Annotated in this window: 15 protein-coding genes and 1 tRNA gene; 4 read left to right on the top strand and 12 right to left on the bottom strand. The window is 51.9% G+C overall.

All coding sequences use genetic code 11. The annotated features are described in order from the left end of the window. Positions 1 to 5 precede the first annotated feature (5 nt). On the bottom strand, positions 6 to 509 hold the full coding sequence (locus ACOTX5_RS01955) for a hypothetical protein (protein WP_015571782.1): 504 nt from the start codon (positions 507 to 509) through the stop codon (positions 6 to 8). 139 nt (positions 510 to 648) lie between these two features. Here ACOTX5_RS01955 and ACOTX5_RS01950 point away from each other — a divergent pair, with 139 nt between their 5' ends. Beyond that, positions 649 to 1,038: a YdeI family stress tolerance OB fold protein gene (locus tag ACOTX5_RS01950; RefSeq protein ID WP_003862868.1), complete on the top strand. Its 390-nt coding sequence runs from the start codon at positions 649 to 651 to the stop codon at positions 1,036 to 1,038. Between the two features lie 61 nt (positions 1,039 to 1,099). Further along, positions 1,100 to 1,984, top strand: a complete 885-nt coding sequence (locus tag ACOTX5_RS01945) for an SDR family oxidoreductase (RefSeq protein ID WP_032649406.1) — start codon at positions 1,100 to 1,102, stop codon at positions 1,982 to 1,984. Between the two features lie 102 nt (positions 1,985 to 2,086). Here the strand turns inward: ACOTX5_RS01945 and ACOTX5_RS01940 are convergent, their stop codons facing one another. Then, on the bottom strand, positions 2,087 to 4,069 hold the full coding sequence (locus ACOTX5_RS01940) for an alkyl/aryl-sulfatase (RefSeq protein ID WP_045910755.1): 1,983 nt from the start codon (positions 4,067 to 4,069) through the stop codon (positions 2,087 to 2,089). Between the two features lie 171 nt (positions 4,070 to 4,240). On the opposite strand from ACOTX5_RS01940, the gene ACOTX5_RS01935 reads away from it, so the two are divergent. Then, positions 4,241 to 4,639, top strand: coding sequence for a hypothetical protein (locus tag ACOTX5_RS01935; RefSeq protein ID WP_045910756.1), 399 nt, complete (start codon positions 4,241 to 4,243; stop codon positions 4,637 to 4,639). Between the two features lie 59 nt (positions 4,640 to 4,698). Here the strand turns inward: ACOTX5_RS01935 and ACOTX5_RS01930 are convergent, their stop codons facing one another. The 8 genes from ACOTX5_RS01930 to actS form a co-directional block, all read right to left on the bottom strand. Next, entirely contained in the window at positions 4,699 to 5,310 is a 612-nt protein-coding gene (locus ACOTX5_RS01930; protein WP_047727302.1) for an outer membrane beta-barrel protein, read from the bottom strand. Between the two features lie 100 nt (positions 5,311 to 5,410). Then, a complete protein-coding gene (locus ACOTX5_RS01925; protein ID WP_015571785.1) occupies positions 5,411 to 6,040 on the bottom strand; it encodes a winged helix-turn-helix transcriptional regulator in 630 nt (209 codons plus the stop codon). Positions 6,041 to 6,103: 63 nt separating this feature from the next. Continuing rightward, positions 6,104 to 7,279, bottom strand: coding sequence for an OmpP1/FadL family transporter (locus ACOTX5_RS01920; protein WP_045910758.1), 1,176 nt, complete (start codon positions 7,277 to 7,279; stop codon positions 6,104 to 6,106). 222 nt (positions 7,280 to 7,501) lie between these two features. Then, positions 7,502 to 8,170 (bottom strand): isochorismatase family protein, encoded by a 669-nt coding sequence (locus ACOTX5_RS01915; RefSeq protein WP_023295377.1) that lies wholly within the window; start codon positions 8,168 to 8,170, stop codon positions 7,502 to 7,504. Positions 8,171 to 8,429: 259 nt separating this feature from the next. Continuing rightward, a complete protein-coding gene (locus ACOTX5_RS01910; RefSeq protein WP_017382882.1) occupies positions 8,430 to 8,573 on the bottom strand; it encodes a hypothetical protein in 144 nt (47 codons plus the stop codon). 295 nt (positions 8,574 to 8,868) lie between these two features. After that, positions 8,869 to 9,438 (bottom strand): hypothetical protein, encoded by a 570-nt coding sequence (locus ACOTX5_RS01905; RefSeq protein WP_080340097.1) that lies wholly within the window; start codon positions 9,436 to 9,438, stop codon positions 8,869 to 8,871. 548 nt (positions 9,439 to 9,986) lie between these two features. Beyond that, positions 9,987 to 10,060, bottom strand: a tRNA-Gly gene (locus tag ACOTX5_RS01900). Between the two features lie 80 nt (positions 10,061 to 10,140). Then, complete coding sequence (gene actS / locus ACOTX5_RS01895) at positions 10,141 to 10,881, bottom strand: amidase activator ActS (protein ID WP_022651807.1); 741 nt, start codon at positions 10,879 to 10,881, stop codon at positions 10,141 to 10,143. Positions 10,882 to 11,044: 163 nt separating this feature from the next. Between actS and idi the strand changes: the two genes are divergently transcribed. After that, positions 11,045 to 11,587: an isopentenyl-diphosphate Delta-isomerase gene (gene idi, locus ACOTX5_RS01890; RefSeq protein WP_047727300.1), complete on the top strand. Its 543-nt coding sequence runs from the start codon at positions 11,045 to 11,047 to the stop codon at positions 11,585 to 11,587. Positions 11,588 to 11,635: 48 nt separating this feature from the next. Here the strand turns inward: idi and lysS are convergent, their stop codons facing one another. Both lysS and prfB read right to left on the bottom strand, forming a co-directional pair. Beyond that, entirely contained in the window at positions 11,636 to 13,153 is a 1,518-nt protein-coding gene (gene lysS / locus ACOTX5_RS01885; protein ID WP_003863452.1) for a lysine--tRNA ligase, read from the bottom strand. Between the two features lie 9 nt (positions 13,154 to 13,162). Beyond that, a protein-coding gene (gene prfB, locus ACOTX5_RS01880; protein WP_096147815.1) for a peptide chain release factor 2 occupies positions 13,163 to 14,261 on the bottom strand; the annotation gives its coding sequence in 2 pieces (ribosomal slippage) (positions 13,163 to 14,185 and positions 14,187 to 14,261; 1,098 coding nt in all). Positions 14,262 to 14,268: the final 7 nt, after the last annotated feature.

Raw genomic sequence — 14,268 nt, 5'->3', positions numbered from 1 at the left:
GACTCCTAGGGGTAAATAAACTGCCAGAAATGGATATCTGGCTCGTTGTTTACGCGGATACTGTTTGTCCACTTCCCTGCTTTTGACGGCGTGATAAATAACAAAACGGTAAATTTATCGGTCTGTTGTAAACGATCGTAGACGAGAAACAGGGTATTCCCCCGGCTGTACATGCTGTCCGGCTGTGGCCAGACGCTGCCTGGCTCATACGCGTCGCTGCTTTCGCTGGTCATGCTGAGGGTATATTTCCCCTCAGACGTCACCGGAAACGTCAGTGCCATCCGCGATTCGGTCTGGCGGCGACCGAAGCGCTCATAGCTCAGGGTCAGGGATTTTGCTTCGTTTGTTTTCTCCACGTCGCTGACCGCGCCGCTGGAAAACAGGCCGGCTATCGCGGCCACGATAATAGCTAACAGCACAATAAAACCCACCTGGCGAAATGCATACTCAAACGTCAGTAAACGGCTACTCTCTTTTATCCCAGGCACTTTTTCATTTTTTGGTTCCATGGCTGTGGTCACCGTTTCGCTTAATTGCCGAAATTTATGATTTTCCTGTGCAAATGCTTTTAAGACTTATCACATTTGCCACATAAAGGAATAGCAACAATACTTAATAAGTCAAGACATCCAAAATGAAGGATATCAGATGAAATTATCAGTGATTTCAGCCTTGTTAATATTAATTATCCCTACTGCATGGGCAGATAATAACGGCGGGTTACAAAAGGGTGACGCGCCGCCACCGCCGCATGCGCTGGACAGCGGTTATCGTGGTACCGATGATGCGCGCATTATGACCATTACTCAGGCGAAAGAGATGCATGATGGTGCCTCTATTTCATTGCGCGGCAATCTTATTGATGGCAATGGCGATAAATACGTTTTCCAGGATAAAACCGGGAAAATCGACGTTATTATCCCGAAAGCCGTATTTGACGACAGAACCGTGGAACCTGACAACATGATCAGTATTAGCGGCTCGCTCGATAAAAAATCATCCCCACCCGTAGTGCGGGTCAGCCACTTGCAAAAATAATTCAGCGAAGCGTTAACGCTGTAACTATCCATCAAATCTCACCCCTAACAAGGAGTTAGCTATGAGTGATAATGAACAACGTACGAACGCTTACCCAACGCCACCTTTCCCGGAGCAGCCTCAGACGCCACCGGGCCTGGCCTCAGAGATGGAACCCGTACCCGACCACGGCGAGAAGAGCTACAAAGGGCATGGTCGTCTTGCCGGTAAGAAGGCGCTAATTACCGGGGGCGATTCCGGCATAGGACGCGCGGTAGCCATTGCCTATGCCCGCGAAGGGGCAGATGTCGCGATTAACTATTTGCCGGAAGAGGAAGAAGACGCAGCGGAAGTCATCGCCCTGATTAAAGCGGAAGGACGGAATGCCGTCGCGCTTCCGGGCGATGTGCGGGACGAAACTTTTTGTCAGAACCTGGTGGAGCAGGCCGTCTCAAAACTGGGCGGGCTGGATATCCTGGTGAATAACGCAGGCCGCCAGCAGTACCGTGAATCGCTGGAAGAACTGACCACGGAAGATTTTGACGCGACCTTTAAGACCAACGTCTATGCGCCTTTCTGGATCACAAAGGCGGCGTTGCGCCATATGAAAGCCCCTGCTTCCATCATTAACACCTCCTCCGTTCAGGCGGTTAAACCGAGCGCCGTACTGCTTGACTATGCGCAGACCAAAGCCTGTCTCGCGGTGTTCACCAAAGCGCTGGCGAAACAGCTGGGACCGAAGGGGATCCGCGTGAACGCGGTAGCGCCGGGACCTTACTGGACCGTGCTTCAGCCCAGCGGTGGGCAGCCACAGGAAAAAGTGAAACATTTTGGCGAGAGTACCCCTCTGGGACGCCCGGGACAGCCCGTGGAGATCGCACCGCTGTATGTCACCCTGGCCTCGGATGAGTGTTCATACACCTCCGGGCAGGTGTGGTGTTCAGACGGCGGGGATGGCGTCATCTAGCGCTCAAGGCGCGCAGAGTGTAGGCCGGGTAAGGTGAAGCCGCCACCCGGCAAACTGTTGCAGGCGAATGCTAAAGGGCTGCGAAAGCAGCGTTTTTTACGTTTAAGGGGTGACGACAGGAAACCAGAAGCTGAAGCTCTCCATGCAGCGCAGCATTTCGTTTACCTTCGCGGCATTGCCGACGATCGTCACCTCTCCTGCCTGTTGCGCCTTTTTCAACGTGGTCTCTTTGAGGATGATTTTATTCAGCGTTTCGCGGCTGAGCGTGATGGTTGCATCCGGATCTTCTGCCTGAGCGTTGGCGATATGGTTCAGCACGCCATTCTCCAGCTCCAGCTTGTACCTGCCGCCCTCGCGACCCAGATCAACGTTAAAAATCCCTCTGGCATTCGCAGCTCTGACGCCGTTAAGGTGAACGCCGAAGTAGTCAAAAATCATCTCAGTCGACATGGCACGAACCGCATCCGGGCTGGCGGTATTGGGCGTCGGCATCCTCTTCACCCCGTTACGCAACTCCTGCGCACCGGTGAGGTAGGCGTTACGCCAGGGTCCTGACTCGGCCTGGTATCCCAGCTGTTCAACCGCGTCCGCTTCCAGTTCGCGCGCCGCCTTATTATTTGGATCGGCAAAAACGACTTTACTCACTACCTGCGCCACCCAGCGGTAATTTCCCCGGGCATAATCAACCCGGGCTTTTTCAAGGATCGCGCGGGCTCCGCCCATGTAATCGACATATTTTTTCGCTGCCTCGACCGGAGGCAGTTCATTGAGCGTCGCCGGATTTCCGTCGAACCAGCCAAGATAGTAGACATAGGTGGCTTTGACATTGTTACTTACCGAGCCGTAATAGCCACGGCCTGCCCAGGATTTTGCCAGCCCGTAAGGCAGGGCGAAATTAGCGGCTATCTCATCCCTCGTCAGCCCTTTATTCGCCAGCCTCAGCGTCTGGTCGTTGATATAGCGGTAGATATCACGCTGGCTTTTCATCAGCTTCACCACTTTCTTATTACCCCATGTGGGCCAGTGGTGCTGCGCGATAATAATTTCCGCTTTATCCCCCCAACGATCGAGGGCGTTATTGATGTATTTTGACCATGCCAGCGGATCGTGTATCTTCGCCCCGCGCAGCGAGTAAGTATTGTGCAGGGTGTGAGTGACGTTCTCTGCTGCTTCAATCAGCTTTTTCTCTTCCACATACCAGAGCATTTCAGACGGCGCTTCCGACCCCGGCGCCAGCATAAAATCATAGGTGAGACCGTCGATGATCTCTTTCTGCCCGTCTTCGGTAATGGCGTGAGTGGGCGCGATAAGCGTGACCGTCCCGGCTGAGGTGGTCGTCCCCAGACCCGCCCCTACCTGACCTTTTACATTGGCCTTTAACAGGTTTCCGTAGATATAACTGGCACGGCGGCTCATGGCATTTCCGGCCATGATATTTTCCGATACCGCCTCTTCCATAAAACCTGCTGGAGCATAGACTTTCACTTTGCCGGTTATCACTCCCGCTTCATCGACTACGCCACGCACGCCGCCATAATGATCGACATGACTATGGGTATAAATAACGGCAACAACCGGGCGTTTGCCACGATGTTGAACGTAAAGATCCATGCCCGCTTTGGCCGTTTCCGCAGACACCAGCGGATCGATAACCGTGATCCCCTCTTTGCCCTCTATAATCGTCATATTCGACAGATCGAGGTTACGGATCTGGTAGACGCCTTCCGTGACCTCAAACAGACCACCAATATTATTCAGCTGCGCCTGACGCCACAGGCTCGGGTTGACGGTATCCGGCGCTTTTTGCCCTTCTTTGATAAAAGCGTATTTCTGGGGGTTCCAGATAACGGCGCCTTTTTCGCCTTTAATCACCGCGGGTGGCAGCGGGGCAATAAAGCCTTTGTGCGCATTTCGGAAATCGGTCTTATCAAAGAAGGGCAGTTGACCATAAAGTGCATCATTCATCTCTTTCGTATGGGCAGTGGCTCCCTTCCCTTCCTTTTGTGCCAGGACAGGCAATGAGGTCAACGACACTAATAGCAGACCAGCAACGGCCATCGCACTAACGAGAGTTTTAAATTTCATACTTCCTCGAGGAGTTATATTCACGCTGGCGGTATATGGGGGGAAAGGAGGCTATCACCAGGCTTATCTTTAACCTATGGAAATAACGTTTATAAATAAATTAGTTTATTCTTTCGTCGCTGCGTCCTTAAGGGATAATGCTGAGTCCAGTTATTTCCCCGGAGTGATTCGATGAAGAGCCTGCCGTTCTTTTTCGCTGTATTAACCCTCAGCACATTAACAGCCTGTAGTTCTCCCCAACCAGACAATGTTGAAAAAATTAATCATCTGCAAATTCCACTGGTGTTGCCGGGGGAAAAACCGCCGCAGGCACAGATATCGCATATCGCGTCTCTTTATCAGGAAAATAAACAGCAGATCGAGACCTTAACGCGCAGCGTAAAATCACAGTATCTACAGGACACCACCGCAAAAGAAATTTTTGTTGCGGACGGTGACGTTCAACGCGTCTATGCCTCGCTGACCAAACTGGAACAGTTAGATATGGTTAATCAGCAATACCTGAAAGATAATAATGTCACGGGCCTGCAAAATATTCATATCATTCTTGAACCGTTATTCACCAGCTGAAAATAAAAAACCCGGCAACATAAGCAGCCGGGTTTTTATTAATGGGCATATCACGGGCATCAGTCGTACTGACCAAAGCGATAGCTAAGCCCTGCGGTGACGGAACTCAGGTCGCTGCTCACGCCGATCTGGTTAACATTGCCCACGTTGCTTACCCACTGATATTCCAGGCGGCCCGCCCAGTTTTTATTGAAAGCGTATTCAGTACCCACGGCTGCAAGCGGGCGCACACCGGTTTCAAAACGATTGTGACCACTTACATCGGATTCAGCGCGATAGCCCATTGCGCCGGCACGGCCGTAAATATCCCAGTCACTGGTCAGGGCATAACTGGCCTTCAGAGACATTTGCAGGCCCTGCGTCTTCATTTGCGCCCCGGCGCCATGCTGACCTTTAATCTGCATGTTACCTAAATAATCATAACCACCTTCTATCGCAAGCCATGGGGTAATCTGATAACCCGTATAAACACCCCCGCCGACATTATCATGGTTAAAATCGAAGTGATCGGAATACGTGTTCTCAAACGCTTTTGAACCCATATTGGTATCAAAATAGTGAGACCAGCCGAATTTAGCCCCGCTATACCAGGTGCCCGCATCAGCGGCGGCGAACGCGGAAGTGGCGGTAAATGCATTAGCCATAATCAATGCGATAACTGTCTTTTTCATAAATATACCGTTTACTTGATAATGTTAAATCTGAGAAAGCAAACGATATAGAAAATTAACGGTAGCGTTAATTGCATTTCTGTTTAATTTTAAACTTCCGCTAGAATGACTCGGGTAAATGTCTGACCTCAAGCAGATATCCACCGCGCTTAAAGGCGATATATTCCCCCTGCTTAAGGGCAGATAATACATTGAGTATACTGCTGCGAGAGAGCAGCGTACGATCCTGGATATATTCCAGAATCGTGGTACGCAAACGCGTCTCTTCCGGGAGCAAAATCATTTCCTGAAGGTGGTTACGAATAACGGAATAGGTACGCTGCTGGAGTACCTGGGCATCACGGAATATTAAATAGGCCGTATGGTATGAGAGCAGCGCGGCGACATCCTCCCAGACGCCCTCGGCACGAAACAACTCAGCCGCCTTGTCCGCATCGAGACGTAAAATAGTCGACTCTCTTTCAGCACGGAGAAGGTGCCCCTGCGTAGGCTGGATCATCTCTGCAATACCAAACAAATGCGGCTCGTAAACGGTCACTACCACCAGTCCATCCGAAGCCCGCAGCAGGGACAACTCCCCTTCCAGAAAGAGGTACATCTGCTGTTTCCCCTTCCGTAACCAGGTGAGTCGTTTACGCGGAACAACGTGCACTTTCTCCGCTATCGGCTCAAGGATGGCGGTCAGTCGTTCGATGGATTTTTCGGGTCGAACAGGCGGTAAAATATGCATGGTACAACCTTCTGACATTCAATATCTGCCATTATAGACCATATATTTTAAGCGGTTAGCCGATCAAAACTGATAGCTGTAGTTGACGCTGGCAAACCAAAGATAAGGATGATCGTAACTTCCGGCAAACGCCGTCGGGGATTTCACATGCGACGACTGCATATGAAGATACGACACGGCAATACCAATATTGCTGGCCGGGGTGATCTGATACTGGGCTCCCGTGCCAAATCGCCACTCATCCCCGGTGGGTAAAGTTAAGGCCACATCACTCTGACTCTCATACGGCGAGCTGTCGAACGCCACACCGATATTCAGTCGCCACTGAGGTGTTGGACGATACTGCACGCCCACCGCGCCGTGCCACGTATCCTTCAGGCGGCTGACGTTGTTCAGTTGCCGATCCCCAACGACGATTTGCGGGGCACCGAACTGGCTCCAGTCCTGCCAGCCGAGATCGCCCATAACCGACCACCGAGGGTTAATATCATGCACAAGACTGAGCATGATTTGCTGCGGCGCGCTGATTTGTGCCGACACCGGGAGGTCGTAGGCACCATTCTGTACTCGAGCTTTGCCGTTAACAGAGTAGCGATAGTTCGTCTCGCTGTTCCATGTAATACCGGCTCGCGTCTGGTCGGTCAGTTGCATGAGTAGCCCAAGCCGATAGCTCATGGCCCAGTCCTCATCATGCTGCCGATAGTCATTATCATTAACGTTGCGGGTCAGCGAGAAATAACCGTAATTAACGTTGGCGGACGCCCCTATTGAGAGTCGGTCGTTGAGCTTGTATGCCAGTGACGGACTGAGCGTCATTGCAACCAGGGTGCTCTTTTTAATCAGCCTGTCGCCCGCCCAGCTACCGTAATCGATCCCCAGACCGTAATTACCGTAAAGCCCGATCCCGGCATAAAGATCATCGTTTATCTTCTGGCTATAAAAGGCGCTGGCATTCGGGATGGTTTTCATCACGTCGCCGGGGCTTTGATGGGCATGGTTATCCAGCTGGTTGTCGATGGAGCCATCCATAACCTGTAACCCACCGGTGACCATATGATCCGGCAGGCGCGTCATGCCAGCAGGGTTGGTCATGATTGTCGAGGCGTCCTGCGCACGAGCCGCCTGCCCTGCTCCGGCAAGCGCGGTATCTTCGGTGCCGGCTTCATAAAAATAGAGGGCGCTGGCATGGGCACTGGAGGCGGCAAATAAGCCCGCGCACAGGAGGAGTCGTGTTTTCATCTGCGATCCGGGAAATAAAAAATTTGCCGACAGATATAACAGGGGCGCCTGATGACGTAAAAAGGAAGAGGGTTTAATTTTAAATTATGCGTGGTTCAGCCCCTCTTAATATCTCTGACAATTCAGCGACGTCCGGAATACGACGCCGCTACGTCCTGCACCTGTAATACGCTCAGGTACAGGACGATAAAATCCAGGAATTTTGTTCAGGTTTATCCGGCCTTACTTATAATGCTCCAGATTGGTTTCCGGGCCCGTTCTGGCAATTTCCTGAGCTTTGCCGAAACTTTCAATCAGGCACTTATATTCCGGACAGACATGCTCTGCCAGGATCTCAGCAAAGCGAGAACCTTCCGCGCGGTTCCAGGTTCTCATTAATTCAGCGACAATGGCAAACGTATCGGTAGGGATCGCCCCCGCCTGAGCCACGCGCGCGATGGTGGTATCGGTCGCGATTTTGGACCAGTTCCCCGAGGCATCCACAACACAGTAAACCTTATACCCCTCCTGGACAGCGCTAACCGCAGGGAACGCCATGCAGACGCTGGTGAGCGTGCCGGCAATAATCAGGGTCTTTCTGCCCGTCTTTTCCACTTCCTTCACAAACGCCGGATTATCCCAGGTATTAATCTGCCCGGTGCGTGGAACATACACGGCATGGGGTGCATATTTGTGAATTTCCGGGATGAGCGGGCCATTGGGACCGTCAGGAACAGAGGCCGTGGTGATCACCGGGATATTTAAAAGCGTGGCAACTTTGGCTATCGCTGTCACATAATTACGAAGGTCTGGTACAGGCACATCACGTACCGTGTTAAATAAGCCACTCTGATGGTCGATGAGTAAAATTACAGCGTCATCAGTATCAATCATACCGTTTGTAGCAGCCATATTTCTTTCCTCATGATTTCTTTTACATTGCCGTCAACTCTCCCGGCTCCGCGATTTTACATGCACATGGTCAGGGTATAATGCATTGATAAATCATAATGAATAGTAGTCCGATCCGGTCTGAATACCGCATCATTTCAGGACAATTTCTGGCACGGTACGCTGAGCCATCGACGCTGACGGAAAGCCCTCGTGAGGAGAAGAAATCTTTACAATGCCGTTACGCGGCCATTCGTATTCGTTCGGCTGAAGGCAAGCGTTATTCATTACTGGGATCGCCCTTATCCTCCCGCATGGATTCGATAAACTCCCGTTGCTCCTCTGTGAGTTCAAGCTCATCCAGCAAGCGATCTAACTCTTCTTCAGGTGATTCCTTTTGGTTCTTTCTCTTCCCGGTAGCCATACTCACCCTTGAGTTATTAGGATTAATCTCAGGGTATCCAGGGTGCAGAAAATGTGCAACTTAGCGTGTTATGCCGTGGGTGATTCGTCGTTTAGCAGAGGAGGAGCGGACGCAGAACGGAAAAACACTTTGCACGTATCAACCTGTTCACCTGGGTAACCAGCGTTCAGCGTTATCCCTATGCGAAACATTCAATACAGAGGATTCATCGGAAAAACTAGTTGATTGAGGTATTCAACCGTAAAGAAGCCAGGCCCCACATTACCTGAAACCATAATTAATCAGCAGTATTGGCTTATTTATTTTGCACCAATTCACAACGATCCCATTGTTCAGTGCTTCTAGCGATGCGGTCACTAATTGCAAAGTTCTTCAGCGACGGATCATAAGCATAAACTTTGCTTTTATCATCTGCCATCATCAATATCCCCTTAGTTTTCAGCTTTGGCGTGAGCAGGTATGTACCGTCCAGACGGTTTGCTTTGAAGCTATCAACATACAACGTTACCTCAGCCTTACCCAGCACACGCAATGCGCCTATTCTCCCATTCTGTACCGCAGCAATAGCATACTGACAGAGATAAGTTTTCGCAGTTGACGCCGTGTTTTTTCCGCCACCCTTAGCTGATGGGGAATGTGAAGAAGATTTCGTGGTTGAACTATGAAAAGAAGATGACGGGTAAGAGTAGGAATAATTTTTATATGTAGATGCGGAGCTTGATCCAATCCGGCACGTTTTTCCAACCGCAATGCATGAATTACCGCATGGAATCCCTTTCTTACAGTTCTTTGCGTATGCAGAAGACGACAATCCAGCTAACAGAAATATGCCAATGGTTATCCTAACCAACGAAGACCAGCCCATAAACCACCCTTCTTTTAAGATTTTCCTCCCATGATACCATACTCAAATCAAGGCAATTAAGGCCAATAAGCCCGTTGGTGGTAAGACAACGTGCGGAGCCGTTAGGCGACTTCAGCAGGGGTTATGTCAGACAGTGAAGTTTATCAGGATGACCATGTATCCGAAGGAGCGAGGCCGAACCGCTGGCAGAGCCTGCATATCGTTTTTAGGTACGAACACCGCCATAAAACCTGTTTATTCCCTGCAATGTCATCTCGACGTGTGGCATGTGGGAGCATCGGCAAAAAATGCGCTTCACTGTAAGGTTATGAGAATCAATGCCCGGATCAGGCTTTGCGTTCACGTTGTGCTATCGTGGTGTTAGGTTGGAACTGCCGCCGTCGAATAGTTATACTCTTACTTCCATAGTAACTATCCGTGACAACTAACAGTGTACCTCTTGTTGGTACTTTGTCGTTCAATGATAGAACGATCGCGACAACTTATGTTATGTAACTTGTTGAATGAAAAGCGAGATTTATCGAAGTTTTGCCACAAGGGGAGAAGTCTGGAGCGGGCGAAGGGAATCGAACCCTCGTATAGAGCTTGGGAAGCTCTCGTTCTACCATTGAACTACGCCCGCTTTGAGGTGCGTAAGGCATTATAGACCTTACGCCTCTTCATACAAGCCTTTACCCCACTAAGTGGCGATTAAATAATCACTTAACACTTCGGCTTACTGCCCTGCGCCGGAAGATAACGCTGCGGATCGATGGCCGTGGCCTTATAGCGGATCTGGAAGTGCAGCTTAACCGTATCCGTCCCGGTACTGCCCATGGTCGCAATCTTCTGCCCCGCCTTCACGTTCTGCCCGTTATTGACCAACATCGTGTCGTTATGCGCATACGCCGTAATGTAGTCCTCACCATGCTTAATCATGATCAGGTTACCGTATCCACGAAGCTGGTTACCGACATAGACCACCTTCCCGGCCCCTGAAGCGTAAACCGGTGTGCCGCGTGCGGCAGCGATATCAATACCTTTATTGCCACCTTCCGAGAGCGAGTACGGCGCAACCACTTTTCCGCTTGCAGGCCAGATCCAGCAGCGCTGACCGACCGGCGGCCAGGATGATTTAGGCACCTGATAGGATGGCGTGACTTTGGCTGTTTTACGCGTTGAGGACTTTTTCCCTGAGGAGGAACCGCCGTTAACCTTGAGCTTCTGCCCTACCTCAATAGTATACGGTGGAGAGATATTATTCAGGCGCGCCAGCTCCTTCACGCTGGTTCCCGTGGCGCGTGAGATGCGGTAGAGCGTGTCCCCGCGCTTAACGGTATAGACTGCACCGGAATAACTGCCCATATCCGAAGATTTACTCCCCGAGCATCCTGCTACAAGTAGCGTCAGCGTCAGGCAGAAAACGGCAATGATCGGGTTTCTCGTCAGGCTTCCTGCAAACAAAACAGCTCCTCGGTCAGCGTGAATGGCGCACTATGATAGCAGCCCAAACTGATGCCGGTCATGCCCTTTTCCGCTCTGTGGGCCAAACCGTTCGCATAAGAATGCAGTATAATAATTCCGCTGATGGTGCTGAACCATTAAGCATTTTGGCACTGGAGCATCAATGAGTATTCAAGAACACGTTATTTTGGTAAATGACCAGGGAAAGGTGATTGGCACTCAGGAGAAGTACGCCGCGCACACGTCACACACCCCGCTACACCTGGCCTTCTCTTCATGGCTGTTTAACGCTAATGGAGAATGTCTGATCACCCGGCGCGCATTAAGTAAAAAAGCCTGGCCCGGCGTATGGACCAACTCCGTTTGCGGTCATCCACAGGCCGACGAAGCGACAGAGCAGGCGATTATCCGCCGCTGTCGCTTTGAAGTCGGCGCCGAAATCACAGACATCACCCCCATTGCCCCGGAGTTCCGCTACCGTGAAGCCGACCCGTCAGGGATCATTGAAAACGAAATCTGCCCGGTCTATGCCGCCCGCGTAACGAATACCCTCGCAATCAATGACGATGAAGTAATGGAGTATCAGTGGGTGGAGCTGGACGCGCTATTCCGCGCGCTGGACGCCACACCGTGGGCATTTAGCCCGTGGATGGTGCAGGAAGCGAACACCGCGCGTGAAAAACTCAGCGCCTTCGCGGCGCAATAAAAAAGCCCCGGCGATAAACGCACGGGGCTTTTTTTACGTCTTAAAGGCTTATTTCACCGGACGCATCGCCGGGAACAGGATCACGTCGCGGATGGTGTGGCTGTTGGTGAACAGCATCACCATACGGTCGATACCGATACCCAGGCCAGCCGTCGGCGGCAGGCCGTGCTCCAGCGCGGTCACGTAGTCTTCGTCGAAGAACATCGCTTCGTCGTCGCCTGCCGCTTTCGCGTTAACCTGATCCTGGAAGCGCTGCGCCTGATCTTCTGCATCGTTCAGCTCGCTAAAACCGTTACCGATTTCGCGGCCACCGATGAAGAATTCGAAGCGGTCAGTGATTTCCGGGTTCTCGTCATTACGACGCGCCAGGGGAGACACCTCCGCTGGGTATTCGGTGATGAAGGTCGGCTGAATCAGATGCGCTTCGGCCACTTCTTCGAAGATCTCGGTCACGATACGGCCCAGACCCCAGCTCTTCTCAACCTTAATACCGATGCTTTCAGCGATCGCTTTCGCAGAGTCGAAGTTATCCAGATCCGCCATGTTGGTTTCCGGACGGTATTTCTTGATCGCTTCGCGCATGGTCAGTTTTTCGAACGGCTTGCCGAAGTCGAACACCTCTTCACCGTAAGGCACCTGGGTGGTGCCCAGAATGTCCTGCGCCAGGGTGCGGAACAGGGATTCGGTCAGCTCGATCAGATCTTTGTAATCCGCATACGCCATATAGAGTTCCATCATGGTGAACTCTGGGTTATGACGTACGGAGATACCTTCGTTACGGAAGTTACGGTTGATCTCAAACACACGGTCGAAACCGCCGACCACCAGACGCTTCAGATACAGTTCCGGCGCGATACGCAGGTACATGTCCAGGTCCAGGGCGTTGTGATGGGTGATGAACGGACGGGCGGAGGCACCGCCTGGGATCACCTGCATCATCGGGGTTTCTACTTCCATAAAGTCGCGGTTAACCATGAACTGGCGAATACCGGCCATGATCTGGGAGCGAATTTTGAAGGTCTTACGGGATTCATCGTTAGAGATGAGATCCAGGTAACGCTGACGATAGCGCGCTTCCTGATCCTGCAAACCGTGGAACTTGTCCGGCAGCGGGCGCAGGGCTTTGGTCAGCAGACGCAGTTCGGTGCAGTGGATAGACAGTTCACCGGTCTTGGTTTTGAACAGTTTACCTTTAGCGCCCAGGATATCGCCGAGGTCCCACTTTTTGAACTGCTCGTTGTAGATGCCTTCCGGCAGGTCGTCACGAGAGACGTACAGCTGAATGCGGCCGCCAACGTCCTGTAAGGTCACGAAGGACGCTTTACCCATGATACGACGGGTCATCATGCGGCCCGCCACGGACACTTCAACGTTCAGCGCTTCCAGCTCTTCGTTCTCTTTACCGTCGAAGTCTGCGTGCAGTTGGTCTGAGGTGTGGTCACGACGAAAATCGTTCGGGAACGGCACGCCCTGCTCGCGCAGCGCTGCCAGCTTCTCGCGGCGGGTTTTCAGTTCGTTGTTAAGATCGACTACCGCGTCAGCGCCCTGTGCTTGTTGTTCAGACATGTTGGTTCCTCATAACCCTGCTTTCAAACTTGCTTCGATAAATTGGTCCAGGCTGCCGTCCAGCACCGCCTGCGTGTTGCGGGTTTCAACCCCGGTACGCAGGTCTTTGATGCGGGAGTCATCAAGGACGTAAGAACGGATCTGGCTGCCCCAGCCGATATCGGACTTGTTGTCTTCCATCGCCTGCTTCTCAGCATTTTTCTTCTGCATCTCCAGCTCATAAAGCTTCGCTTTCATCTGCTTCATGGCCTGGTCTTTGTTCTTATGCTGGGAACGGTCGTTCTGGCACTGTGTTACCAGCCCGGTTGGAATGTGGGTAATACGCACCGCAGATTCCGTACGGTTAACGTGCTGACCACCCGCGCCGGATGCGCGGTAAACGTCGATACGCAGGTCCGCCGGGTTGATGTCGATATCGATATCTTCATCCACTTCCGGGTAGACAAACGCGGAGCTGAAGGAGGTGTGACGACGGCCGCCGGAATCGAACGGGCTCTTACGCACCAGGCGGTGAACGCCGGTTTCAGTACGCAGCCAGCCGTAGGCGTAATCGCCAATAATCTTGATGGTGACGGATTTGATACCCGCCACTTCACCTTCGGACTCTTCGATAATCTCGGTTTTGAAACCGCGCGCTTCCGCCCAGCGCAGGTACATGCGCATCAGCATGCTCGCCCAGTCCTGCGCTTCGGTACCGCCAGAACCTGCCTGAATATCGAGATAGCAGTCAGCGCTATCGTATTCGCCGGAGAACATGCGACGGAATTCCAGCTGCGCCAGCTTCTCTTCCAGCACGTCGAGCTCTGCCACGGCTTCGTTAAAGGTTTCTTCGTCGTCGGCTTCGACAGCCAGCTCCAGCAGCCCAGAAACATCTTCCAGACCCTGCGCCATTTGATCCAGCGTATCTACGATGGCTTCGAGGGAGGAACGCTCTTTACCCAGCGCCTGAGCGCGCTCAGGTTCGTTCCAGACATCCGGCTGTTCCAGCTCGGCGTTTACTTCTTCGAGACGCTCTTTCTTGGCATCGTAGTCAAAGATACCCCCTAAGAACGTCAGAGCGCTCCGTGAGGTCCTGAATGCGGTTTTTTACCGGATTAATTTCAAACATGGTCTGT

The sequence above is a fragment of the Enterobacter cloacae complex sp. IR5441 genome (assembly GCF_049238215.1).
Taxonomy (GTDB): domain Bacteria; phylum Pseudomonadota; class Gammaproteobacteria; order Enterobacterales; family Enterobacteriaceae; genus Enterobacter; species Enterobacter hormaechei_C.
The sequence above is the reverse complement of the archived record's forward strand: the minus strand, read 5'-3'. Positions and strand labels throughout refer to the sequence as shown.

Bases quoted from the DNA above. Each gene is read 5' to 3' on its own strand.
- ACOTX5_RS01955 (WP_015571782.1), bottom strand. From the start codon at position 509: ATGGAACCAAAAAATGAAAAAGTGCCTGGGATAAAAGAGAGTAGCCGT.
- ACOTX5_RS01950 (WP_003862868.1), top strand. From the start codon at position 649: ATGAAATTATCAGTGATTTCAGCCTTGTTAATATTAATTATCCCTACT.
- ACOTX5_RS01945 (WP_032649406.1), top strand. From the start codon at position 1,100: ATGAGTGATAATGAACAACGTACGAACGCTTACCCAACGCCACCTTTC.
- ACOTX5_RS01940 (WP_045910755.1), bottom strand. From the start codon at position 4,069: ATGAAATTTAAAACTCTCGTTAGTGCGATGGCCGTTGCTGGTCTGCTA.
- ACOTX5_RS01935 (WP_045910756.1), top strand. From the start codon at position 4,241: ATGAAGAGCCTGCCGTTCTTTTTCGCTGTATTAACCCTCAGCACATTA.
- ACOTX5_RS01930 (WP_047727302.1), bottom strand. From the start codon at position 5,310: ATGAAAAAGACAGTTATCGCATTGATTATGGCTAATGCATTTACCGCC.
- ACOTX5_RS01925 (WP_015571785.1), bottom strand. From the start codon at position 6,040: ATGCATATTTTACCGCCTGTTCGACCCGAAAAATCCATCGAACGACTG.
- ACOTX5_RS01920 (WP_045910758.1), bottom strand. From the start codon at position 7,279: ATGAAAACACGACTCCTCCTGTGCGCGGGCTTATTTGCCGCCTCCAGT.
- ACOTX5_RS01915 (WP_023295377.1), bottom strand. From the start codon at position 8,170: ATGGCTGCTACAAACGGTATGATTGATACTGATGACGCTGTAATTTTA.
- ACOTX5_RS01910 (WP_017382882.1), bottom strand. From the start codon at position 8,573: ATGGCTACCGGGAAGAGAAAGAACCAAAAGGAATCACCTGAAGAAGAG.
- ACOTX5_RS01905 (WP_080340097.1), bottom strand. From the start codon at position 9,438: ATGGGCTGGTCTTCGTTGGTTAGGATAACCATTGGCATATTTCTGTTA.
- idi (WP_047727300.1), top strand. From the start codon at position 11,045: ATGAGTATTCAAGAACACGTTATTTTGGTAAATGACCAGGGAAAGGTG.
- lysS (WP_003863452.1), bottom strand. From the start codon at position 13,153: ATGTCTGAACAACAAGCACAGGGCGCTGACGCGGTAGTCGATCTTAAC.